Here is a 24823-nt window from a genome sequence, read left to right on the forward strand (position 1 = left end):
TATAAAAAAATATATATCTGAAGCAAAAATATTATTAGTCTTTTATTTACTTCAGTATAAAAACAAAAAGAAAGCACGAGCAAAAGAATATAACTATCCCATAGTTATTTCTTTAAGCTCGTGCCTAATTAAATAGTAACACTACTTATAATTCTTTAATTCTATTTATATGAAGAGCGATATATCCTATCTCATCTTCAGGAATCTTAATAGAAAATAAATTTTCCATCTTTATTGCAACTTTTATCGCAATGTCGTACTGATTATAAAATTCTTTTTTTATTATGTCAAGCAAATTATTTTTAATATTTTTTTTATTTTTAACTCTCTCTATCATAAAATTTAAGTGAGTAATGGTTCTCACATAGCCTAAAGAACCTCTATCTGGTGTTTTTCCTAAAAGCTTATATAAGAAATCCATAATCTCGCCTACTTTTTTAGTATAGGCTAAAGTTGCTCCAACTTCTTGCTCTCCTATAGCTGCATTAATATGCATACAGATAAAGCCAATCTCATCATTAGGTAATTTAATATTAAATCTTTCATTTATCATATTTAGAGCTTTTTCAGCAAGTGCATATTCTTTTGAGTATAAAGCTTCTAACTCATGTAAAAATGGATTTTCAATTCGTATTCCTTCATTTGCTCTTGTAATTGCAAAATTAATATGATCTGGAAGGGATACATGTATAGCACCATTAATTTTAACATCCAATTCCTTTTCACATAATGAAATTATTTCTTCTGAAATTCCTACTATTTCACCATTTATATCCTGTAAAACTCTATTAAAGTTTTCTTTTGATTTAAATGATTGCTTTATAAATATATTTTCTATCTTATCTTCTGGAAGTCTAGTACCTTTTGTTGTATTAAATCCAATACCTTTACCCACTAAAACAAATTCATTAGAATCTTTTTCAGCAATTACAACATTATTATTTAAAACTTTTTTTATTACGTACTCCTCCATTACTTCCTCCTCACTTACAAAAATATATTAGTCTATACATATTTTTAGCAAGATTTATATCCGGACATTATATTATTTTATAATAGCTTTGATTATTAATCAATTAGAAATGAAAACAAATAAGGACCTCACTATCCATGAAGTCCAACTTTTTCTATATTTCTATTAAAATATTCTTCATCTAAAGCAATATTCTCTATTACCTTAATATAATGAGTATTTAAAATATAGTACTTAGGATGTAAGCAATTATTAACTTTCTTCACCTTTACTGCTCCATCATATATATCTAGAATTTGAACCTTTCCAATATTCATAGGAGATTCATCTAGTATTAAGCTTACATTTTTATCTTTTAAATAAGATAATACACTATTTAGTCCTTCATTTGTTTTATTTGTCTTATTTCTATATAAATTTTCTATCCTAATCTGATTTAATTTCTCACCACCAGATATTTTTGATATATAAAATATTGAAATTACATTAAATATTTCATTTCTCTTTAATTGAACATAGTCTCCATTAATTGAATTAACTATCCCTTTAAATATTCTTACTTCTCTATCTTCAACTTCTACTTCAATACTTTCTCCTACAAGTTTTTTTAATAATTCTTTATATATACTTATATTTTCATTTGAAACTTTATTTTTAATAAAAATTGCCTTAAACTTATTACTACTTTGTGATTTAGTTGTAACGTCTAAACTCTCTGATTTATTTGCTTCCTCTAATAATTTAATATCATTAAATTCTTCAATTTTTTCTTCTACTTCATCTTGCTTTATGTTATATTCCTCTACTGGTGTATTTTCCTTCACTTCATCATTTTCATGCACCTCTTGTATCTCAGAAATATCTAGTTCCTCTTCAAACTTTTCCATTTCTTCAATCTCAGTAGTTTCCTCTATTTTAAGATTCTCATCCCAAACTTGATCCTCATATGTACTTTCTAACTCATCTTTTTTTGTATCTATGTTTTTTTCATAATTCTTTTCTTTTACTATTTTATAACTCTCTAATATATTCTTTCCTTGTATTTTTTCAGTTTTTTCTTCCCATTCTATTAATATAAAGGGACTATTTGAGCTGTTTTTTGATTCAAATATAGCGATTCCACTTATAGAATTACTATATACGCCCAAATAAATTTCTTCAGTCAACATTAACTCTCTCTCACCTAAAACATTTCTTAAGTCTACCTTAAAGTATTTCCTAGTATCTTCTTGTGTAACTATTTTCTTTAGTTCATTTTTAATTAAACTATTATCCCTATATTTCTTTACTAAGGTCATTCCTATATCTAAATTCTCACAGTTAAATAAGCTTTCTAAATAAAAATTAAGAGTTATGTTTTTTAGATGCCCTTTATTTTCACAATCATTTAATTCAAAACTATATACACTTTTATATATTTTTGAAGAGTTCTGAAAATTACCAATTAAAGATTTTCTTAAATAAAATTGTACTACTCCATTCATTATAGTTCTTTCTTTAGATGGTACAATCTTTAATACACTCATTCTCCATCTCCCCACCTTAAATTTTCTTACTATTAATATATTTATTCAAAATGCACCAAATTTGTTCTTTAATTTCTAAAATAAAAAGACAGGGATCATATCACTAATTGAAATAATCCCTGCACAAAAATCAGCCTACTGCTAATGCACTTAATGTTGCATTTGTTATTGTCAAGCCTGGCGCTATACCTATAAAGGAATTTGCAGCTAGTTGAATACTATAGGTATAAATTCCTTTTGTATTGATAGTATCTAAAAATTGAAATGCAAATGATTCTGCTTCAAGCAATTCTGCTATTGATGAGAATACATAGGTTCCCCCTATTGTTTGCTCTACACCTTGGTTATTAGATCTTTTTATAGTAAACGCTAAATTTACATTTAGTTCTGCTGGCATATTTATTTGAGCCGTAAATGATAGTAATACTGAAGGATCTCTAAGTGTTGTAGTATCAATTGTAACACTTACTACTGGAACATTTTTTATAAGCGGGGTTGTAAAAACAGGAAATGGTCCTACGCCTCCAGTTGCAGCATTTAACACTACATTTGATTCCCTATTATCATAGCCTTCGCAAATTAAATTCATATTTTGAGCCCCCTAACTTTTATCATGCTTGGTCGACTGCTAAAGCGCTTAAAACTGCATTAGTAATCGTTAATCCTGGTGCAATACCTATAAATGAATTTGGTGCCACTTGTACTGTGTAGGTGAAATTTCCTCTAGCATTACCATTGTCAAAGAACTGGAATGAAAAAGCCTCAGCTTCTAATAATTCAGCTATAGATGAAAATACATAAGTTCCCCCAATTGTTTGTACCCCACCTTGTGAACTATATTTTTTTATGGTAAATGCCAAATTTACATTTAATTCTGCTGGCATATTTATTTGAGCTGTAAAAGTTAAAAGAGTCGCTGGATTTCTTAATGGTGTAGTATCTATTGAAACACTTACTACAGGCATTTCCTCTACTAGTGGAGTTGTGAAAACTGGAAATGGTCCAACACCACCTGTGTTTGCCCTTAAAATAACTTCACTCATTTACTTACCTCCTAATTAGATTTAGCATAGAAAATGGTCGTCTTATATAAGTTATTCACGTTCTCGACATGATGTTACATTTTCTGCAAATTAACTATGTAAATATAAATAGGCAAAAAAATTCACTAAAACTAAATTTAGTCCTAGTGAATTTTTAAGTATTCTATTTAGGTAATCCTCTTACTGGTTTTGTCATATCATCATCTTCATTTGTGTTTACTGGATTGGCAGCTGATTTATTATTCTTATTTCTATAATAAGATTTCTCACCTGTTCTATTATTTTTTCCTAATTTTTGTGTCAATTTTATCACCTCCAATTTTATCTTTTGAAAATTATATGAAACTTATTCTGACAAAATTTAGAGTGAATATTTTCACTGTGAAAATGTGCATTTAATGTTTCTTTATTATTGCTTCTTTACATTGTCAGATTGTTAAATTATTAACCTATTTGATATTTCAACAAATTTAATGTTTTCTTTTTTTTACTTTTGGATTATAATAAGCCTTAAGAAATGAAATATATTACAAATGTTTTCTTCGTGGAAGTATTTGTAAAATCTTAATTCGTGGAGGTTTCGTATGTTAGTTTCAGCAAAAGAAATGTTAAACAAGGCTAGAGAAGGGAAATACGCTGTTGGTCAATTCAACATTAACAACTTAGAATGGACTAAAGCTATTTTATTAACTGCTCAAGAAAACAATTCACCTGTAATATTAGGTGTATCTGAAGGAGCAGGAAAATATATGGGTGGTTACACTACTGTAGTAGGTATGGTTAATGGATTAATTAAAGAGTTAAATATAACTGTTCCAGTATCATTACACATAGACCACGGCAGCTACGAAGGTGCTTTAAAAGTAATCGAAGCTGGTTTCTCATCAGTAATGTTCGATGGATCTCATTATTCAATCGAAGAAAATATTGAAAAGACAAAAGAAATCATCAGAATCGCTGGAGAAAAAGGTATTTCTGTAGAAGCAGAAGTTGGTTCAATCGGTGGAGAAGAAGATGGTGTTGTTGGAGCAGGTGAAATAGCTGATCCATCAGAATGTAAGCAAATAGCTGAATTAGGAGTTACTATGTTAGCTGCTGGTATTGGAAATATCCATGGTAAATACCCTGCAAACTGGAAGGGATTAGATTTCACTGCATTAGCTGCTATTAAAGATGCTACTGGTGATGTTCCTCTAGTTTTACATGGTGGTACTGGAATTCCTGCTGACATGATCCAAAAAGCTATATCTTTAGGAGTTGCTAAAATAAATGTTAATACTGAATGTCAATTAGCATTTGCAGAAGCTACTCGTAAGTATATAGAAGCTGGAAAAGACTTAGAAGGAAAAGGATTCGATCCTCGTAAACTATTAGGACCAGGATTCGAAGCTATAAAAGCTACAGTTAAAGAAAAAATGGAACTATTCGGATCAGTAAACAAAGCTTAGTTTCTATTTGACATAGTAAAGTAAAAATTGAACGCCTTAAATTTATGTTTTATAAATTTAAGGCGTTTTTATTTTAATAAAAATATTTATAAATTTAAATTAATAAAAAAAATATTCTATCATTTTAATGTATAAAACGACAATAATTTACCCCGCTTTTATATTAATGTAATAATTAGGTTTATTTAGTTTCTCAATATTTTATAATATTACAAATTTATTCTTTATTTTCATTTTTAATCATCTTTGTTGATAAAAATACCAATTATGTTTTTATACGGAAAATATTGTATGCAAGTCCACAGTTATGATATATTATTTTTAAATATGTTATTTTTGCGTATTTATTATTGATAAATTATTTAAGTTATGAGGGTTAGTATATGAATAATACTATAAATAGAGATTCAATCAATTTGCTTCTACTTGAAATTAATAAAATAAAATATGTTAATTACGAAAAGACTTTGACCCTTGCTAATGAAACCTTAGTAATGTCAGAAAAGATTGGCTACGAACTTGGATGCGCAATATCAAAATACTTTTTATCAGAAGCATATTATAATACTGGAAACTATGAAAACTCTATAGATTTAACTTATTATTCATTAGATATCTTTATAAAAGAAGGATTATATGACCTTCAATGTGGTTGTTATAACCAATTAGGTATTATATTTAGTGAATTAGGAGAATATGATCGGAGTATGGATTTTTATAGCAAAGCTGAGGAAACTGCTACTTTGATTGATTGTAATAAAAAATTTGATGAAAATTCTTCTACAAAAAAATCAATGGTTCGTACACTAAATAACATTTCAGAAATTTATAAATTTCTTAATGATTATCATGAGGCCCTAAATTATTGTAAAACTGCATATGAAATTGATAAAGAATTTGATTATTCGTTTTCTAAGGGAATAACCCTTTTAAGTTTAGGTGAATTATACTATTTGTTAGAAGATTATGATAAATCTACTGAACTTTCATATACTGCATTAAAATATTTTAATAAATATAATTATAAAATGCCAGAATCAGATTGCTATAAGCTACTAGCTTTATCCTATTGGAAAAAATCTGATTTTATAAAGGCAGAAGATTATTTTGATATTGCATTAAATATTAATAAAAATCACTCACCTGTTTTTTATAAGATTGACATATTAATAAATTACTTTGAGTATCTTAAAGAACGTGGTAATGTGAATAAAGCATTAAGTAAATTAAAAGAAGCTTGTATTTTAGCTATAAAGAGCAATATGACAGAAAAAATCTCTGAAACTTCTAGTTTACTTTCCATGTTTTACGGTGAATTAGGGGACTACGAGAATTCATATAAATACTCAAAAATGCATTATGAGAATGAAAGAGAAAATTTGTATGCTTTTCATAATCACTTAGCTAATAACTTAAAAATTAAAAAACGAATGAACGAAATGATAGTAAATAATGAAAATTTAAAAAGTAGGTCTGACTCACTTCAGACTATAATAGAGAAAATTTCAATAATAAGTGAATTAGGACAAAAAATCACCTCAACATTAAATTTAAACAAAATAATAGATATACTTCATTCAAGTATAAAAAACCTAATAGATTTCACATATCTTGGTGTTGGTTTATATGATGAAGAAAGTTCCACTGTAAATTACTTAGATGTTTTTGATGAAGGTAAAAAGAGAAAAAAAGCTAGTCTATCAATTGCTGAGTATGAAAGTTTTACAAGTAGATGCATTACTAATTCAGAATTTATCATTGTGAATGATATGAGTTCAGAATATCTAGATCATATGGATGAAGAAACCTATCGTTTTAAAATAAACAAAAAAGATCAAGAATTGAACTCACTTATATTTTGCCCACTAATAATAAACACTAAAGTTATAGGCATTATGTCTATTCAAAGTAAAGAAAAGCATGCTTTTACTGCTTATCATATTGAGATGATAAAATCTTTGTCTTCTTATGCTTCTATTGCAATTAACAATGCAATAAAATCATCTGAACTAGAAAAGGAAATAGAAAAAACTCACGCCGTACAAGCACAACTTAGGGAATTAAATAAGAAACTTCTCTTTTTATCAGAAAATGATAGCATGACTAAAATTCCAAATAGGAGAAAATTAGATAGTTACTTAAAGGATATATGGAATAGGACTTTAGAAAGTGGTAATCGTATTTCACTTGTACTATTTGATGTGGATTATTTTAAAGAATATAATGATAATTATGGACATTTAGAGGGAGATAAATGCATTGTTAAGATAGCTAAAATCTTATCTACTTTTGAAAATGAAAACTTTTTTGCTGCACGTTATGGTGGAGACGAGTTTATAATTGTATTGCCTGAGTGCTCATTAAATAAAGCTAGAGAGTTATGCGAAAATCTTCAAGAAATAGTTAAGTTCAAAAATATTCCTCATGCTTATTCTAAAGTATCTGATAAGGTAACGCTGTCACTTGGAGTAACTTCAATAGTTCCAAATAAAAATATTACTATTAAAGATTTTATAAAAAAGGCTGATACTGCTCTTTATATTGCAAAAAAACGTGGTAGAAATCAAATTGCTATAATTTAACAATAAATATAGAAAAGAAATTGATACATAGAATTAATTTTCAAGTATCAATTTCTTTTTATTTTTATGAATCTATAATTATTTTAGAATTCCTAATGCATATCCAATTATACCAACTGCAAATAATCCTAGTATTATTACAAGTGGATTTACTTTATTCTTTAATAACTTCATACATACAAATGTTAATATTAGTGGTATTAGTCCTGGCATTAATTGATCTAAAATTGTTTGTACTGTAGTTACTACTTCTTTTCCATCCGTTCCAGTATATCTTGAAACAACAAATGGAACATTAACATTTGTCCATTTTGAAACTAATGCGCCCATAACTAAAAGTCCTAGTATTGAAGCACCTTCAGTTAATTTTTGCAATGCATTACCTGCCATATCCGAAACCAATTGAGTTCCTTTTTCATAACCATATTTTAATCCATACCATTTAGTTGCTAGTCTTATCATATTAAATCCGAGGAAGAATATTAATGGCCCAACTATACTTCCACCCACTGCAATAGATGCACCTAGTGCTGCTAATACTGGTCTTAAAGTGCCCCAAAATATTGGATCTCCAACCCCTGCTAATGGCCCCATAAGTCCAACCTTAACTCCACTTATTGATGCATCATCAATAGGTGCACCATTAGCTCTTTGTTCCTCCATTGCTGCTGTAACTCCCATTATTGGAGCAGATATAAATGGTTGAGTGTTAAAGAACTCTAAATGTCTCTTTAGAGCATCCTTTAATTCATCTCCCTTATATAACTTTTTTAATGCTGGAATTAAAGTAACGCAAAATCCAACTGATTGCATTCTTTCGAAGTTAAATGATCCTAGAAGAAACCAAGAACGAACGAACATCTTTTTAATATCACTATTATTTAATTTTTTTTCACTCATTTTTACACCCCTCTTGATTAATTATTATTGTAATTCTAAGTCGTCAATATCATCATTTGAAGTTTTGTTATACTTAGGACTTACTTGAATGTATAATATTGCTGCAACTACACCTATCACTCCAAATCCAATTAAATTGAAGTTTGTAAATGCTGCTAATGCAAATCCTAAAAAGAAGAATGGCATCAAATGTTTTGAACCCATCATATTTATTACCATTGCATAACCAACAACAACTATAAATCCACCTGATACTTGTAAACCTCTTGTAATTACTTCTGGAATCGCTGCTAGCATATTTGTAACAGCTTCTGTTCCTGCTAATGCTGCTACTATTCCTGCTGGAATCGCTACACGCAATCCTTGCAATGACAACCCAAGTATATGGCATATTTCTATGCCTCTTGTATTTCCTTGTTCAGCATATTTATCAGCTAAGTGTTGAAAAAACACTGTTATTGTTCTAACAAATATAGTTAACACTTGTCCAGCTGCTGCTATTGGAATTGCGATAGCAATTCCTGCCCCTATTGATTGTTTGCCAACGATTACAAGAATTGTTGAAATAACACTTGCAAGTGCCGCATCTGGTGCCATCGCAGCACCAACATTCATCCAACCTAATGCCATCATTTCTAATGTACCACCTAAAATAATTCCTGTTTTTATATCTCCTAAAACTAATCCTACAAGTGTACATGCAACTAATGGTCTATGAGTCTGTCCCTCATCCAAAACACTTCCCATTCCACAAAAAGCTGCAACTAATACTACTAAAATAATTTGCAAACCATTCATTAATAATTCCTCCTTTAATTATAAAAATAATTACATTGCTAGAGTTTCTAAATATTAACTTTGTTTTTAATAAACCTTATAAAAGATTCATACTTTTTAACTTAGCCATTAAATCCACTTTAGAATCTCTTGCCAGCTGTCTAATTTCTAATTCTATGCCTTTTTCATTTAGCTTTTTTAGAGCTTCAATATCATTCTTATCCACAGATACAGCTCCACTTATCTGTGTTTTCCCATCTCTATAGCACATTCCTCCGACATTTACTGACTTAATATCTACACCTCCTTCCACCATTCTTAATACGTCTTTAGGATTCGTAAATAAGAATAAAGTTTTAAAATCGTTATATTTTGGATTTTTATAAGCTGCTATGGCCTTTTCAATTGGCAAAACGTAAGCTTTTATTCCTGGTGGAGCTACTTGTAGTAATAAAGTTTTTCTCAAATTATCCTGAGCAACTTCATCACTACAGGCCATTATTCTGTTACATTTACAAACTTTTGTCCAAACTGTAGCTACTTGTCCATGAATTAACCTATCATCAATTCTCACAAAACTAATTTCCATACTATAATTCCTCCTCAAGATCAACATAATTTGACCAAAATGACTTTATCCCACTATTTCCTGATGTTTCAGCTATCTCTACCAATTCTTTTAGACTGGCATAACTTCGTGCAGCAAATAATTCTAATAACATAGGCAGATTTACTCCAGTAACTATATCCATATTTTTATTATTTACTACTACCCTGCTCGCCGCATTATATGGACTTCCCCCAAACAAATCAACTACAAAAAGCACTCCATCAGAACAATCTAAATTTTCAGCAATTCTTTCATACTTACTAACTAGATCATCGGCACTTTCACCAGTATTGAAGGTAACATAACCTAAATTATCTTGTTTTCCAAATATCATTTCTGAGGAATTTATAATCTCCCTAGAAAATTCCCCATGTGTTCCAACTATTATTCCAATCAAAAAATCACCTCCTTATTTTCACAAACTATATATGAGCAAATTCCATGCCAACAAGTTTGTATGAAAAAAATCGGTGATTTTTTCGAGTTATTACAATTAATTTATTGAATATCCATTAAAGATACTCATTTTTAATACAAAATAAGAGTGTTTTGATACAACTACAATGTTACAGACATATTTTTGATACTTTAGAGCTTATCATTTCACAAATATAATATTTTTCATCTTCAGTTAGTGATATATTTAATGTTCTTTTAAAAACTTTTGCTGCATTGCTTACTGAACTAATAATTTTCTTGTCAAAAATCTCTTTATCATTTTCGTATCTTAAGCTATTATTTATAAGCATTCTCTCTAATGCATACGCAGAATGATTGATAATTGCAATCTTAACTTTATTACTTAATTCAATATGCAATTCTTTCTCAATGGTTGATACAAACTCCATTAATACGCCAATTGCCTTTCGCGGATTTAGATAGGTAAGAAATTCTTGTAAACTATTTTCACATAAATCTTTAATTACAATTCCACAATCTTCATTTATTACATCTAAATTATTATTAACTAGAAGTTCTTTAAGCATTTTTTCGCCTTTACTATCCATTAACTTCTCCAAGGATATAAATGGGATCTTTTCTGCTGGTTTTTTTATTCCTATTACCATTAAAATACTGTAATTCTTCTTCAGTTCGCTAATTTTTTTATCTAGTTCTCTTGCACTTACTGGTATGATTTTTATATATTCTCCAGTTAAATCTACTATAATCCTATCAACCATTTCTTTTAATTTTTCTGCTGTTCCTTTTCCTGAAGAACAAACTGTTATTATAACTTTATTTTCTACATACTCTTTTTCATTGAGGTAGTTTGTGTATCCCCTAAAATCTTTTAGCGAATTATATATATCCTCTAAATCAATATCTAAAATACTTGATTTCCTGACTGCTTCTAATATAAGTGGTGTAGAAACCATATCTATACTTCTGACTTTTATTCCGGTTCTCTCTATAATAGTAGCTTCAAACTTAACTAAAGACCCCATATCTACAAGCAGTAGTACTCCCCTACCACTGTCCATCTCTTTAACCTTATTTATAACTATTTCTAATATATCCTTAGGACTAACATCAAGTGGCATATCTACTGCACCTATATTACTATTTCCCAATAAGCTTTTTACAACATTCACCATACTACTTGCAGTGGAATTTCCGTGTGCTGCAACTAAAATTCCCACATTACCATCTCTCTCTTCTTCTATGGACTTTAAAAGTATGGATATATAAGTAACTTCTACCTCTGGTACTTTAACACCAAATCTTTCACTTATTAAGTCTTTAATTTTTATTGCAACGCTATATTCCTTATCACTATTATTAACAGTTGAATAACTTTGTTTCTTTTCATATTTCTTCTCTTTAATTCTTTTAAAAAATGAACTAATATGAAGACTGAATGCATATACAAACCTATCACTATATTTTCTATTTAGTTCAACTTCAGCTAATGTTTTTACTTCTTCAGCAAATTCTAAAGTTTCCTTATCAACAATTTTTAAGATACGCTCTTTATTTTCATTATTTCTAGAAAATTTATTATAAAAGCTCTTAATATGAATATTAACATCAGTTGTTATGAATTTATTAATATACTCATCGTCCATACCCTCTTCTTTTAGTAGTCCGAGTTTATCTTCAATTATCTTATATAAATTAAAAGGTGGTTCATAAGGATCCTCTCCTTCAACTAGCACTTTATATCCATCTGGATTTATTGCAAGAGGCTTATTAATTATAGAGTCTAGTTTTTGAAACTCTCTTCGATCCCTTCCTATTTCAAAAAAACCATCTTTAATATTGGGAGATAAATTTTTAAATTCTAACTCTATAACCTCCTTATTATTACTTATACAATCAAGGAATCCTTTTGCACAAGTAAGTTGAATGTTAGATTTTAATTGTCCAATATTCCCATAAGTTGCACTTCCTATCAACGCTTTAACAACTTCTGCTGTAACTTTTATTGACTTATTTACTCTATGTGCTTCATTTAAAAATAAATGTGTTATTATTTCAACCTTTTCTTCATTGGTTCTATCCTGAAGACTTGGTATATTTATTGTAATTGGTATTCTTCTCATAAATGTTTTTAACATGTAGGAATCAGTATCCTCAGTAGTAGCACATATTATAAACACATTAGATTTTCTAGTTCTTTCTGATTCTCCCATTTTGTTATATTGCCCAGTATCCATAAAATAGAATATCATTTCTTGCCCTTCTGGAGGCAGTCTATGTATCTCATCCAAAAATAAAATTCCTCCATCAGCTTTTTCTACCAAACCCTGCTTTTCAGAATCTGCACCAGTAAATGCTCCTTTCACATACCCAAAAATATGTGCTAGTAATAGCTGTGAATTATTATAATAATCAGCACAATTAAAAACAATGAATGGTGAGTTCTCAGGAAATCTTCCAACAAACTTTCCATAGTTATGCATTAATTTTGCAAATAATGTCTTTCCTACTCCTGTTTGTCCTATTATTAATGTATTTAGCCCTATTGGTGGATATAGAATAGCAGCTTTTGCTTGTTCAATCTGATTTTTCAAACTTTTTTCTGATCCAATAAGTAATTTAAAAGGTTCTTTTTTTTCGTTTTTCATAATGATATCATTAACACTTCTTACCTCAATCAAATCGTCTTCTATCTTAATACCTAATATGGATTCCAAAGTTTTCTTATGTAAAAATCTTACTGGCCTCTCCTTTATTTTAATGATTTTATGAACTCTTAAAAGTTCATTAAGCTCTTTACTAACATTATTTCTTAACATGTTCAGTTCCTCTGCTATTTTTACAGATGTAAACCCAATATCATTAATCAACTCTTCTCTAGTAAGTTTTTTGGTATTTTCCTCAAGATAATAGTATATTTTATCTATTCTCTTCATTATATTATCCCCCTTTTACATCTTTAAATCTAAGTAATCTATAGCAGCAATATCCATGCCAGAATTTGTATCAATATAAATCTAAATTAATAATTGGTTAAGGTATCTGAAATACTAGTTTTCTATTATCCATTAAACATTTACTAAAACACTTTGATCATTTTTGATTGTTTTATATTAATATAAAATTATATATATCTATATTTTATGTTCTTTTTATATAATTATCAATATTTTCATTCACATTCATTCAAATACAATCATATTCATTCATAAATTATATAAAAAAAGCCTTATACTACTTAAAGTAATATAAAGCTTTTTATTGAAGTTTCATACTAGATACTTTCTTCTAACTCATACACTCTCTTTTTTATTGCAATATCCCATGCTATTTTTCCAAGATAAATAAATGCTATAACATTTGTTAGTGATGTAATAAATAATAGAAATCCTGAAGGTGTACCACCCATACTATTTCCTGTACTAAATAGAACATCTTGAGTATTTAAATAAATTGTCAAACTATATACTCCTGCTAATATAAGAAGTCTTTTATCTTTAATATAAATATATGCTAGAAGTGCTAGTGCAGCTGCTGGGAACAAGTATCTTTCATGCATACTTGTTGAGAAAGTAAATACACCTGCAATCTGTATTAATGCTGCGATGGGTGCAATGGTTTTGCTATTGCCTTTAATATAAATAAACCAAGTAAATAATGTTATTAATATAATAAAAATAGTTCCCCAAGTATGATAACTAAAAAAGATAAAACTCTGTGAATCCTTTGTATAGTTTTGACCTAACAAAGCGAAAAAATTATATCCATTTACTGAAGCATATGGGTATTCACCTATTGTATTAGCGAATAGATTAATTATCCACGTAAATCCTTGGGTAATAGAGAATGGTAATATAATAATTAAAGCCGTAATAAATGCTGATATTCCAGATAAAATAAAGCTTTTAATATCTTTTCGTCTAACCAATTCAAAAAATAATATTGGAAGATATATTATTCCTTGAGGCTTCATCAATACTCCAATAGCAAATACTACTGAAGATAATGCAATTCTCCCTTCTGTCATTAAATATACTGCAATTACTATTATCATTGTAAAAAATGAATCAACTTGCCCCCATATTGTTGAGTTAATAAAAATCGCTGGATTAAATATATAAAATATAGAAATCAGCATACTTAATTCTTCTTTAATATACTTCTTTCCTATTTTGTAGATAAAAAAGGCTGTTACAATATCTGCAAGTATCGATGGCAGCTTTATTAAAAAAGTAAAGTAAGGATTAATTGAAGACAAACTTGCAAACTTTCCCGTTAAGAATAATATATAAATATAAAATGGCGGATAATCACTAGTTCTAGAACCTGAATAAAATCCAGTAAGATTATTAGCTGCTGTAGTCGCCCAATTTTTAAATAAATTAATATCAGAAATAAATCCTTGGGAATATAATCCTAATGAAATTCTTAAGAGTAACCCTAGGGCTAATAGACCATATATTAGTATTTTTTTATTTTTATCTGAAAGAGCAACTCTTCTTCTCTTTCTAAAAGAAAATAAAGTTATAAATGCTCCGAAGAATACTATTATATAGGCAATGAGTACTGGTGATATGTACTTATTACTTCCTGAAGAACTCATTCCTCTATTCATATTACCACCTTGAAACTGAGGTCTTTGAGCTTGATTATTTGCATTAACACCATTATTTTGATTTATATTTGCATTAGGTGCGTTACCCATTTCCCCATCTGGCGGCATTTGCATTTTATTATTTTTTCCTCCTTGAAAATTTCCTTGAGCATAATTATTTGTATTGGCTGTATTTTTAGTATAATTCCCTACAGTATAAACACATAAACCTATAGATAATATTATTGCTAAGATCATTATTATATTAAATACATTCTTTCTTATAAATTCCATTTTCTCCTCCTTATTCTTATCAAATAGTATATACTAATATTAGTACATTAATTCGGAAAATCTATGGTAACATTGTCGCAAAAATATGTGAAAATATACTTAGGAAGCAAGAAACAGAGGCCATGGTAAAGTGTACCCAAAACATTTATGGGGTACACTTTATAGGCCTCCGTTTTAAAAGTTTGCTATAATAATCAGCTTATTTTATTTATAAAGTTATCAATTTCTTCTTTATTAATAAATACCTCTCCCAGCTTTCCGTGTCGTTTGTCTACTCTCTTATCTGAATGGAAGTCAGATCCTGCAGTGTAAAAACATCCCTTTCTTCTTGCTAGGCTCATAAAATATTCACTATCTGTTTTGGAGTTTTTCCAATACACTGCTTCAATGCCATGAAAATCTAATTTAAGTATATCATTAATTATTTCATTTTTAATTTTTATTGGGTGAGCAAGTACTACTACCCCCCCAAAATGTTTCAATAACTTAATACCTGAATTTGTATGAATTTTATTTTTGACACTTTCCTCATCCAATTTCACTTCAAACCCAAGCAACTGTTGTAATGATAAGATATCACTCTTTTTCACATACTCTAATGCTTTTCTAAAGTTACTATTTTTAAGGATTTTTTCATTAAAATATCCTAAGACATGGACCTTTTTCCCTCTGAACCTTGTAGAAAGCTCTATCCCTGGAATAACTTTGACAGTTTCTAATTCACCCCGATTTATTGCTTCCTCTACTCCATCAATGGTATTATGATCAGTTATAGAAATTATATCTAAGCCCTTTTCTTTTGCCATAACTACAAGTTCTGCTGGCGAATAATCTCCATCAGAAAATGTACTATGCATATGAAAGTCTCCTTTTGTGTACATATTTTTCCTCTATATTTCATGATTCTCTATATATTATATTTATACTTCAATAAAAATGTTTCATCTTAATTTTTATGACATATTTACTCTATTTAATGATTTTTAAAAAACATTTTTCTTATTTTTTCTGCCAGTTCCTTTGATATTTCTATTTTATCAAGCAATATATCTTTGGGACTTACTAACAAAGGATACTCTTCTAACCATACATTACCTTCAATTAATTCACCTTTTAAAATATCCTTATCAGGATTTTCGTCATTTACCTCCTCTAATTCATTAAAAGGAGTTAACACAACAATTCTTCTGCAAGGCTCATCAAATTGATCATAAATATTAAAAAAACTATTATAATTTTCAAAAGCCTTCACTGAAGTGACAACTTTAAGAAATATTCCTAATTCATTAGCTAAATCAATTACTCTAATATTATCCTCTTTCATTTTAAATACCTATCCTATTTTTGTTTTTAATGATTTATACAATTAAGCATTATAATACAGTATACCATAAACGTTCACTCAAACTTAATAAAAAACATATACTTATATTGAAACATTTAAGGGAGGATATAAATGTTTAATTCTTATCCATATTTCGGATATTCTGTTGAATGTAAAAATGAGCCTAAAACTTTTCCACCTCAACATCAACCAGTGCAACCTGGCATTGAAGCACTTATGTATCCTAAACCAATTTTTGATAATCCTGACTATTTAGGTAGTTGTAAATTAAAAGATAGGGTTGCGCTAATTACTGGAGGTGACAGTGGAATTGGAAGAGCTGTTTCTTTAGCCTTTGCTAAAGAAGGGGCAGATATAGCAATTGTATACTTATATGAACATGTTGATGCTGAAGCTACAAAAGCCCTCGTTGAGGGGCAAGGTAGAAAATGTATATTAATCCCTGGAGACTTAAGAGATGAAAACTTCTGTAAAGAGATTGTTGAAACCACTGTTTCGACTTTTGGTCACTTAGACATACTGGTAAACAATGCAGGCGTTCAATTTCCTCAAAACAGCTTAGAGGATATCACCACAGAGCAATTAGAAAACACTTATAGAACTAATATTTTCCCACTTTTTCACGTTACAAAAGCAGCTCTACCCTATCTTAAAAAAGGAAGTTCAATAATAAATACTGCCTCCATAACTGCTTACAAAGGACATGAACTTCTTATAGACTATTCTTCAACTAAAGGTGCTATTGTATCTTTTACTAGGTCACTTGCACTTAATTTAGTTAAAAAGGGGATTCGCGTTAATGGAGTTGCTCCAGGTCCAATATGGACTCCACTTATAGTATCAAGTTATTCAGCAGAATACGTATCAACCTTTGGACTTCAAGAACCTAAAATGAAAAGGGCTGGTCAGCCAGCAGAATTAGCTCCAGCTTATGTCTACTTAGCATCTGATGATTCTAGTTATGTAACTGGCCAGATATTGCACGTTGATGGTGGAGGATATATAAGTTCTTAATAAACTAATACAGAAGGCATGTCTTATAATAATTCATTTATTATAAGCTATGCCTTCCTTTTTTATTATGGCTATATTATCAACATTGTCCATTTATTAAATTTATAGTTGTTTATTTATTACGTTTTGATTTCCCAGAATAATTCCTCATAATTTCTAATTGTCTAATTATATACTACATAATTACAAACATTAAAATCGTGCGTTACGAGGCATATTAAAGTTTGTGCTTTTTTATGATTGCCTTTAAAAAATTCTATTGGTCAACAGTTGAACTTTTAGCTATAAGCTTTGACCCATGATAATAAACACCTTTATTTTATGATTTACGCTCTAATATTCCGGTAAGAGATTATGTCCATTTATTACATTTCATATACTTTCTATATCTTTCATTTTCACTTTCTTTCAACTATAAATATGTATAAATCATGAATTAACCTCTAAAAGTATAATTTTTAATATATAATAAGGTTAGTAAAATTTAATTGCTTTGAAAGGAGTTAATAATATATGAAATATATTCTCGACATGCACACCCATACTGTAGCTAGCGGCCATGCATACACTACTTTGTTAGAAAACGCAAAATACGCTAGTGAAATAGGCCTTCAACTTTTAGGTACTACTGACCATGGTCCCACAATGCCAGGTGCTCCACATGAATGGTATTTCGGCAACATAAAAATTATGCCAAGAGAACTTTTCGGCGTAACAATGCTATATGGTTCTGAGGTAAATATTATAGATTATGAAGGAAACCTTGATTTACCTACTGATGTCCTAAAAAGCTTAGACATAGTTATTGCAAGCATACATGAACCTGTTATGCAATCAAGTGATGATGCTGATTTAAATACAACTGCTTTCCTAAAAGCAATGGATAATCCATATGTACATATAATTGGTCACCCAGGAAATCCGAAATTTCCAATTCATGAGGAAGCTTTAGTAAAAAAGGCAAAAGAAAAAAACATACTAATTGAGATAAATAATAGCTCCTTTATTAGGTCAAGAATTGGGAGTGACAAAACATGCACAAAAATTGCTCGTTTATGTAAAGAACATGGGGTTAGAATAATTTTAAATAGTGATGCCCACTCATGTTTTCATATAGGAAATTTTGATGCTGCAATAGAGATTCTAAAAAAAATAGATATGCCTGAAGAATTAATAATTAATGGTAGTAAATCTGAATTTCTAGACTTTCTTAGAGAAAAAGGAAAAGAGATATAATTAATACAAAAGTAATACATTAGGAGGATTTATGGCAAGATTTTTTAACGGAAAGAAAATAGAATTATTGGCACCTGCTGGTAATATGGAAATATTCAGAAGCGTTGTAAATTCAAATTGTGATGCAATTTACATTGGTGGTAAATCACTAAATATGAGAATGATGCGTAAGGGTTATAACTTTTCTGATGAAGAGGTTAAAGAAGCTTTATCCCTAGCTCATGAGGTTCAGAAAAAGCTTTATGTTACTGTAAATAATATGCTTAATGATTCTGAAATTGATGAAGCAATAGAATACCTTAAGTATTTAAATGATATTGCTGTTGACGGAATTATCGTTCAAGACCTTGGAATAATACAAATTTGTAAAGAACATAATTTAAAAAACTTTGAAATACATTCTTCAGTTATGATGAATGTACATAATATAGAAATGGTTGAAACCTTAAAAGATTTAGGTGTGTCCAGAGTTGTTTTATCCAGAGAAATGGATCTCAAAACAGCTAAACACTTACAAAACCAGACTGGTATAGAGACAGAATACTTTATGCATGGTGATATGTGTACAGTTAACGGCGCTAATTGCTATTATAGTTCAGTAGTTTTAGGAAATAGTTCAAATCGTGGTAGATGCTTTAAGCCATGTAGATGGACTTACAAAGTAAAAAAAGATGGCAACGTCTACCCTACAGAATATCCTTTAGCTGCTAAGGATATGTATATGTATGAACATATACCTGAACTTATTGAAGCTTGTGTAACCTCTTTTAAAATAGAAGGAAGAATGAGGGATGCTGACTTTATCGTTAATTTAATAAATATTTATGGAGAAGCTATTGATAGATACATAGAAGATCCTTTAGGCTTTAATAGAAAGAAGCATGCAAAAGAATTATTTGAAGGAAGAAAAAGAGATTTTACTACTGCATATGCTTTTGGTAGACCTGGATTAGATTTTATAAATACTCGCTATGAAGGTACTGGTAAGTTCTATTCTACAGGTAAAGTATTCTCTTCTCCAACTGAAGAGCCAAAAATAACTGACAAGGCTATTAATGAGGTTTTATCAGAATTGAGCAGCTACACTTCAAATACTCCTTCTAAACATAATCTATCAGTAAAAGTAAATAATTATGAACAAGCTAAGTTGTGTTTGGAACAAGGTGTGGATAGAATATATCTTCCTTGTGAAGTTTTATGTCCAGATGAATTTATCACTCTTGAGCAGTTAAATGATTTAGTAAACAAGAAAAATAATACAAAGATATATCTTGATTTACCTCAAATGATGAATGAGCTTCAATTTGAAATTATTGATCAATATTTATCAAATCATGGTCATCTATTTGATGGACTTCTAGTATCTAATTTAGGCGCCATAAGAAAATATGCAAATAAATACCCATTAATTACAAACTATAATTTAAATATTTATAATAATAAGGCTATTGAATTCTATAAAAATTTAGGAGTTAAGGAATTCACATTATCTTTTGAAACTAAGAATAACGAAATTGGAAGACTTATAAGTTCCTCTAATGAGTCCTTAGAATTAATTGTACACGGACCTATGCGAGTTATGTATTTAGATCATAATGTTTATGAGAATATAGATGCATTAGAGCCAACTGATAAAGCTGATAATAAATATGTTGATAATAATATCTTAGTATTGATGACGGATAAAGGCGAAAATCCTGTATATATAGATCAGAATGGAAAGAATCATTTATTTACTTCAAAAGAACTTTGCTTATTGCCAATCTTAAAGGACTTAAATTTTGATAATACACTAAGCTTAAGAATTGAAGGACAAACCTATTCTATTAGTGAATTAGAAAATATAATTAAAATTTATAAACAAGCAATAGAAAATAAATCAAAATGTGATGAATTATTTTTAGATTTAAAGCCAGTTAGAGCAGGCTTTACTTTAGGAGCCTTATCATTTAAAACAATTATATAAGGAGTAAAATTATGAATTATATTGGACCTGATAATATACTGAAAAAAAGAAAAGATTACATGTTTCCAGCAACTGCAAACTTCTATAAAAATCCGCCTCAAATAGTAAAAGGCTCAATGCAATATCTATTTGATGAAAATAATAAAAAATATATAGATTTCTTTTCAGGTGTATCCGTAATGAATTGTGGACACTCAAACCCAGAGATACTTAAGGATACTATTGAACAATTAAGTGCATTACAACATACTTGCACATTATACTTAACTCAACCAATGGTGGATCTTGCAGAGAAGCTTTCAAATATACTTCCTGGAGATATAAAGAGAACCTTCTTCTGTGCTACAGGTTCTGAAGCTAATGAAGGTGCGATGGCACTAGCAAGACTTCATACTAAAAAAACAGGCTTTATAGCATTAACTGGTGGTCTTCATGGAAGAACTCACTTAACACTAAGTGTAACTGGAATACCAATGTGGAGACTAGATGATAACTTAATTAAAGAGAATATCTTTTTTATTGAAAGACCATATTCTAGTACTACTAGTTATGAAATTGCTATGAAGAAGTCTTTAGCAGAACTAGAAGAAGTTTTGAAGAACCATGGAGACAAAATTGCTGCAATGATATTAGAGCCACTACAAGGAAATGGTGGAATAATATTATATCCTCTAAATTATATAAAAGAAGTAAAAAAATTATTAGAGAAATATAATGTACTCTTAATAGTTGATGAAGTTCAAACTGGATATGGACGTACTGGTAAGATGTTCTGTATTGAGCACTATGATGTTATTCCTGACATCATAGTTACTGCAAAGGCTTTGGGAAACGGAGTTCCTATTTCAACATTCTCAACCACTGATGAGATAGCTAATTCCTTTAATAAACCTTCTGCTTCTACACTAGGAGGAACCCCTGTAACAGCCTATACTGCTTTAAGTGTTCTTAATTATATTGAAAAAAACTCATTAGTTCAAAGAGCAAAGGAATTGGGTGACTATTTAAGACATAAACTTGAAAATCTCTCTTCTCCACTTATACAAGAGGTTAGAGGTATAGGACTTATGTTAGGTCTACAAATTCAATCAAGTAATGAAGCTCTTAATTCAGCTGAAATTACAGATATCATACTAGAGGAAATGAAGGATCTTGGATTCTTAATCGGTAAAAACGGATTAAACAGAGATGTTATAGCATTTCAACCGCCACTAGTTATTAATAAAGAAGATATTGATTCTATGATATTAAGTTTAGAAACTGTACTTAAAAAAATAAAATAAATAGAAAGGTGCGTTGCGAATTGCAACAGCACCTTTTTTATATACTACTCTAATTCTTCATATTCAAGTTTAGCCATTGGGAATGGTTCTAATGCTCTTTCTAATATACCTTGTACATATGCAATTAACATTCCGTAATTAACTATTGGAACATCATACTCTTTTGCATCATTAATTCTTGAGCACATTGCAGTCCTATTAAGCATACATCCACCGCAATGTACAATTAATGAATACTGTTTAACATCGTCAGTAAATACCATTCCAGAAGAATATTCAAAAGTTAATTCCTTACCAGTTATTTGTCTTAACCATCTAGGTATCTTTACTCTTCCTATATCATCAGCTTGTTTATGATGAGTACATCCTTCAGAAACTAACACCTTATCTCCATCTTTAAGATTCTTTATGGCTTTAATTCCCTTAACCATCTCAACAAGATCACCTTTATATCTTGCAAATAATATAGAAAATGAGGTTAACATTATATCCTTTGGTGTATCTGCAGAAACTTTTAGAAATACTTGAGAATCTGTTATAACTAATTTAGGTTTTCTTCCTAAGCTTTCTAGAGTCTGCTTTAACTCATATTCTTTAGTAACTATTGCTATTGCATCACTTTCTAAAATATCCCTTATGGTTTGCTGTTGTGGTAAAATTAATCTTCCTTTTGGTGCGGCTTTATCTATAGGTGTAACTAAAACAACTAAATCACCTGGATTAATTAAATCACCAACTATTTTAAATTTATCTTCCTCTTGTGGTAAGAGAGAAATTATTTTATTTTTTATTTCTTTTATTCCTTTTTTAGCCACTGCTGAGGCTGGGACAACTTGTATAGAAAGCTTTCTTGCCATATCTTGAGCCATATCTACGTATGAATCATTTGAATCTATTTTATTAAGTACCCCTAATATTGGTATATTCTTTTCTTTTATTTCTTTTACTATTTTTATATCATACTCTGTGACTCCAACTAAGCCGTCAACTACAACTAGTGCTACATCAGTTTTATCTAAAACCTCTAATGTCTTCTTTTTTCTTAATTCTCCTAGTTCCCCTTCATCGTCTAACCCTGCTGTATCGATAATTACGCAAGGCCCTATGGGAAGTATTTCGATGGATTTATATACTGGGTCTGTTGTGGTTCCCTTAAATTCTGAAACAATAGAAATTTCTTGTTCTGTTATTGCATTTATTATGCTTGATTTACCCGCATTTCTTTTACCAAAAAGGGCTATATGTACTCTTTCTGATCTAGGTGTTGAATTTAAACTCATATTATTACTCTCCTTACTTTCCAGGTATTCCTGGCTTTGTTAACTCTAATGGGTTAAGTATCTTATTTATTTCTTCTTCTGATAATATATTTTCGCTAGTTAAAATTTCTCTTAATGTTTTTCCTGAAGTTAAAGATTTCTTTGCAACTTCACTTGCTTTATCATAACCAATATGATGAATTAAAGCGGCAGTCATAGCTGTAGATTTCTCTAAATTTTCTGCGCACTTGTCCTTATTAACTTCTATTCCTTCAATGCATTTTTCTCTAAAAATTATTATTGTTCTTTCTAATAATTCTAATGATTCTAAAAGATTTTCTGTAATAATTGGAATAAATGCATTTAACTCAAGCTGTCCACTAGCTGCAGCAAAAGTTATTCCACTATCATTGGATATTATTCTCATAGCTACTTGGGCAACCATTTCTGGTATTACAGGATTAACTTTTCCTGGCATAATGGATGATCCCGCTTGCTCCATTGGAAGTGCAATTTCACCAAAACCACCTCTTGGTCCTGATCCTAATAGTCTTAAATCATTAGATATTTTCATTAAATTAACAGCACAGGATTTTAAAAGTCCTGAAACTTCAACAAAAACATCTGCATTTTGTGTTATATCCATTGGAAAATCTGAGCGCGCTAATCCTATTCCTGTAAGGTCTTGAAGTAAATCAGTTATCATAAATATATACTTATTAGTTGCATTTAACCCTGTTCCTATAGCTGTTCCACCAATATTAATTACTCTTAATCTCTCTTCAACCTTATATATTCTCCATCTATCTCTCTCTATTGCTTTAGCATAAGCACCAAAACCTTGACCTGCCATCATAGGAAGAGCATCCATTAGTTCTGTCCTTCCTAATTTTAATACATTTGCAAACTCGTCTTCCTTAATCTGAAATGCCTCTTGAAGGCTAGCTAAAGCATCTGCAAGTTTTCTTATCTTTCTTATGGCTGCAACTCTAAGAGCTGTTGGACATACATCATTTGTAGATTGTGACATGTTAACATGGTTATTAGGATGAATTATATCATACTCTCCTTTTTTTCTTCCTAATATCTCTAATGCCCTATTTGCTACAACCTCATTTACACTCATATTAGTAGATGTTCCAGCCCCTCCCTGAAACGCGTTTATGTGAAAATTATCATCAAATAATCCACTTACTATTTCCTCTGCAGCCTTAATTATTGCTTTTCCTTTTTCCTCATCTAACTTTTTAAGCTTAATATTAACCATTGCTGCTGCTTTTTTTATAAGTGCTATTTCCTTTACAAAATCTATATTTACATATCTATCTCCAATATTGAAATTCTCCATAGCTCTTATTGTGTTAATACCATAATATTTCTCATCATTTATGCTCTTCTCTCCAAGCATATCTTTTTCAACTCTATAATCCATAATCATACTCCTTGATGATATTATATATTTATGCTATATCAAGGATAGAGATTTTTCAATATGTATACTGCAAAATTCCAATGTTTACTTTTCAACTGCGCCTATGTATTAAAATGAAAAA

21 protein-coding genes are annotated in these 24823 nt (G+C 29.6%); 6 read left to right on the forward strand and 15 right to left on the reverse strand.

Features of this window, described 5'->3' with window-relative positions:
• Positions 1-145 precede the first annotated feature (145 nt).
• The 5 genes from PTZ02_RS10485 to PTZ02_RS10505 form a co-directional block, all read right to left on the reverse strand.
• A complete protein-coding gene (locus tag PTZ02_RS10485; protein ID WP_274227729.1) occupies positions 146-973 on the reverse strand; it encodes a transcription antiterminator in 828 nt (275 codons plus the stop codon).
• 131 nt (positions 974-1104) lie between these two features.
• Complete coding sequence (locus PTZ02_RS10490; RefSeq protein ID WP_274227730.1) at positions 1105-2499, reverse strand: hypothetical protein; 1395 nt, start codon at positions 2497-2499, stop codon at positions 1105-1107.
• A 130-nt stretch (positions 2500-2629) separates the two neighbouring features.
• Positions 2630-3088: a DUF4489 domain-containing protein gene (locus tag PTZ02_RS10495; RefSeq protein ID WP_274227731.1), complete on the reverse strand. Its 459-nt coding sequence runs from the start codon at positions 3086-3088 to the stop codon at positions 2630-2632.
• Positions 3089-3110: 22 nt separating this feature from the next.
• Positions 3111-3542 carry a DUF4489 domain-containing protein gene (locus tag PTZ02_RS10500; RefSeq protein WP_274227732.1) on the reverse strand — a complete coding sequence of 144 codons (432 nt, stop codon included), beginning with the start codon at positions 3540-3542 and terminating at the stop codon, positions 3111-3113.
• Between the two features lie 163 nt (positions 3543-3705).
• Positions 3706-3846 carry a hypothetical protein gene (locus PTZ02_RS10505; RefSeq protein ID WP_274227733.1) on the reverse strand — a complete coding sequence of 47 codons (141 nt, stop codon included), beginning with the start codon at positions 3844-3846 and terminating at the stop codon, positions 3706-3708.
• 280 nt (positions 3847-4126) lie between these two features.
• Here PTZ02_RS10505 and fba point away from each other — a divergent pair, with 280 nt between their 5' ends.
• Both fba and PTZ02_RS10515 read left to right on the forward strand, forming a co-directional pair.
• Entirely contained in the window at positions 4127-4990 is an 864-nt protein-coding gene (fba, locus tag PTZ02_RS10510) for a class II fructose-1,6-bisphosphate aldolase (RefSeq protein WP_274227734.1), read from the forward strand.
• A gap of 383 nt (positions 4991-5373) precedes the next feature.
• On the forward strand, positions 5374-7572 hold the full coding sequence (locus tag PTZ02_RS10515; protein WP_274227735.1) for a sensor domain-containing diguanylate cyclase: 2199 nt from the start codon (positions 5374-5376) through the stop codon (positions 7570-7572).
• Between the two features lie 78 nt (positions 7573-7650).
• Here PTZ02_RS10515 and manZ read toward each other — a convergent pair whose 3' ends face one another.
• The 8 genes from manZ to PTZ02_RS10555 form a co-directional block, all read right to left on the reverse strand.
• A complete protein-coding gene (gene manZ / locus PTZ02_RS10520) occupies positions 7651-8472 on the reverse strand; it encodes a PTS mannose transporter subunit IID (protein ID WP_274227736.1) in 822 nt (273 codons plus the stop codon).
• Positions 8473-8496: 24 nt separating this feature from the next.
• Complete coding sequence (locus PTZ02_RS10525) at positions 8497-9270, reverse strand: PTS mannose/fructose/sorbose transporter subunit IIC (protein WP_274227737.1); 774 nt, start codon at positions 9268-9270, stop codon at positions 8497-8499.
• 76 nt (positions 9271-9346) lie between these two features.
• The gene (locus PTZ02_RS10530) at positions 9347-9838 is read right to left on the reverse strand and encodes a mannose/fructose/sorbose PTS transporter subunit IIB (protein ID WP_274227738.1); all 492 of its coding nucleotides are present in this window, start codon (positions 9836-9838) and stop codon (positions 9347-9349) included.
• Between the two features lies 1 nt (position 9839).
• A complete protein-coding gene (locus tag PTZ02_RS10535; RefSeq protein WP_274227739.1) occupies positions 9840-10256 on the reverse strand; it encodes a PTS sugar transporter subunit IIA in 417 nt (138 codons plus the stop codon).
• 169 nt (positions 10257-10425) lie between these two features.
• Positions 10426-13215, reverse strand: a complete 2790-nt coding sequence (locus tag PTZ02_RS10540; protein ID WP_274227740.1) for a sigma 54-interacting transcriptional regulator — start codon at positions 13213-13215, stop codon at positions 10426-10428.
• A gap of 338 nt (positions 13216-13553) precedes the next feature.
• On the reverse strand, positions 13554-15167 hold the full coding sequence (locus PTZ02_RS10545; protein ID WP_274227741.1) for a hypothetical protein: 1614 nt from the start codon (positions 15165-15167) through the stop codon (positions 13554-13556).
• A 194-nt stretch (positions 15168-15361) separates the two neighbouring features.
• Complete coding sequence (locus PTZ02_RS10550; protein ID WP_274227742.1) at positions 15362-16024, reverse strand: PHP domain-containing protein; 663 nt, start codon at positions 16022-16024, stop codon at positions 15362-15364.
• Positions 16025-16140: 116 nt separating this feature from the next.
• Positions 16141-16491 carry a hypothetical protein gene (locus PTZ02_RS10555; RefSeq protein WP_274227743.1) on the reverse strand — a complete coding sequence of 117 codons (351 nt, stop codon included), beginning with the start codon at positions 16489-16491 and terminating at the stop codon, positions 16141-16143.
• A 132-nt stretch (positions 16492-16623) separates the two neighbouring features.
• Between PTZ02_RS10555 and PTZ02_RS10560 the strand changes: the two genes are divergently transcribed.
• The 4 genes from PTZ02_RS10560 (at position 16624) to PTZ02_RS10575 (ending at position 22011) form a co-directional block, all read left to right on the forward strand.
• Entirely contained in the window at positions 16624-17526 is a 903-nt protein-coding gene (locus PTZ02_RS10560; protein ID WP_274227744.1) for an SDR family oxidoreductase, read from the forward strand.
• Positions 17527-18039: 513 nt separating this feature from the next.
• A complete protein-coding gene (locus PTZ02_RS10565; protein ID WP_274227745.1) occupies positions 18040-18762 on the forward strand; it encodes a phosphatase in 723 nt (240 codons plus the stop codon).
• A 31-nt stretch (positions 18763-18793) separates the two neighbouring features.
• Positions 18794-20728: a peptidase U32 family protein gene (locus PTZ02_RS10570; protein WP_274227746.1), complete on the forward strand. Its 1935-nt coding sequence runs from the start codon at positions 18794-18796 to the stop codon at positions 20726-20728.
• Positions 20729-20739: 11 nt separating this feature from the next.
• Positions 20740-22011 (forward strand): aspartate aminotransferase family protein, encoded by a 1272-nt coding sequence (locus tag PTZ02_RS10575; RefSeq protein ID WP_274227747.1) that lies wholly within the window; start codon positions 20740-20742, stop codon positions 22009-22011.
• A gap of 44 nt (positions 22012-22055) precedes the next feature.
• On the opposite strand, the gene hydF is transcribed toward PTZ02_RS10575, so the two are convergent.
• Together hydF and PTZ02_RS10585 are read right to left on the reverse strand one after the other, a co-directional pair.
• On the reverse strand, positions 22056-23291 hold the full coding sequence (gene hydF / locus PTZ02_RS10580; RefSeq protein WP_274227748.1) for a [FeFe] hydrogenase H-cluster maturation GTPase HydF: 1236 nt from the start codon (positions 23289-23291) through the stop codon (positions 22056-22058).
• Positions 23292-23304: 13 nt separating this feature from the next.
• On the reverse strand, positions 23305-24702 hold the full coding sequence (locus tag PTZ02_RS10585) for an aspartate ammonia-lyase (protein WP_274227749.1): 1398 nt from the start codon (positions 24700-24702) through the stop codon (positions 23305-23307).
• Between the last annotated feature and the right edge of the window lie 121 nt (positions 24703-24823).

Source organism: Clostridium sp. 'White wine YQ' (assembly GCF_028728205.1).
In the GTDB taxonomy this organism is placed as follows: Bacteria; Bacillota; Clostridia; order Clostridiales; family Clostridiaceae; genus Clostridium_T.

Bases quoted from the DNA above. Each gene is read 5' to 3' on its own strand.
- PTZ02_RS10485 (WP_274227729.1), bottom strand. From the start codon at position 973: ATGGAGGAGTACGTAATAAAAAAAGTTTTAAATAATAATGTTGTAATT.
- PTZ02_RS10490 (WP_274227730.1), bottom strand. From the start codon at position 2,499: ATGAGTGTATTAAAGATTGTACCATCTAAAGAAAGAACTATAATGAAT.
- PTZ02_RS10495 (WP_274227731.1), bottom strand. From the start codon at position 3,088: ATGAATTTAATTTGCGAAGGCTATGATAATAGGGAATCAAATGTAGTG.
- PTZ02_RS10500 (WP_274227732.1), bottom strand. From the start codon at position 3,542: ATGAGTGAAGTTATTTTAAGGGCAAACACAGGTGGTGTTGGACCATTT.
- fba (WP_274227734.1), top strand. From the start codon at position 4,127: ATGTTAGTTTCAGCAAAAGAAATGTTAAACAAGGCTAGAGAAGGGAAA.
- PTZ02_RS10515 (WP_274227735.1), top strand. From the start codon at position 5,374: ATGAATAATACTATAAATAGAGATTCAATCAATTTGCTTCTACTTGAA.
- manZ (WP_274227736.1), bottom strand. From the start codon at position 8,472: ATGAGTGAAAAAAAATTAAATAATAGTGATATTAAAAAGATGTTCGTT.
- PTZ02_RS10525 (WP_274227737.1), bottom strand. From the start codon at position 9,270: ATGAATGGTTTGCAAATTATTTTAGTAGTATTAGTTGCAGCTTTTTGT.
- PTZ02_RS10530 (WP_274227738.1), bottom strand. From the start codon at position 9,838: ATGGAAATTAGTTTTGTGAGAATTGATGATAGGTTAATTCATGGACAA.
- PTZ02_RS10540 (WP_274227740.1), bottom strand. From the start codon at position 13,215: ATGAAGAGAATAGATAAAATATACTATTATCTTGAGGAAAATACCAAA.
- PTZ02_RS10545 (WP_274227741.1), bottom strand. From the start codon at position 15,167: ATGGAATTTATAAGAAAGAATGTATTTAATATAATAATGATCTTAGCA.
- PTZ02_RS10550 (WP_274227742.1), bottom strand. From the start codon at position 16,024: ATGCATAGTACATTTTCTGATGGAGATTATTCGCCAGCAGAACTTGTA.
- PTZ02_RS10555 (WP_274227743.1), bottom strand. From the start codon at position 16,491: ATGAAAGAGGATAATATTAGAGTAATTGATTTAGCTAATGAATTAGGA.
- PTZ02_RS10560 (WP_274227744.1), top strand. From the start codon at position 16,624: ATGTTTAATTCTTATCCATATTTCGGATATTCTGTTGAATGTAAAAAT.
- PTZ02_RS10565 (WP_274227745.1), top strand. From the start codon at position 18,040: ATGAAATATATTCTCGACATGCACACCCATACTGTAGCTAGCGGCCAT.
- PTZ02_RS10570 (WP_274227746.1), top strand. From the start codon at position 18,794: ATGGCAAGATTTTTTAACGGAAAGAAAATAGAATTATTGGCACCTGCT.
- PTZ02_RS10575 (WP_274227747.1), top strand. From the start codon at position 20,740: ATGAATTATATTGGACCTGATAATATACTGAAAAAAAGAAAAGATTAC.
- hydF (WP_274227748.1), bottom strand. From the start codon at position 23,291: ATGAGTTTAAATTCAACACCTAGATCAGAAAGAGTACATATAGCCCTT.
- PTZ02_RS10585 (WP_274227749.1), bottom strand. From the start codon at position 24,702: ATGGATTATAGAGTTGAAAAAGATATGCTTGGAGAGAAGAGCATAAAT.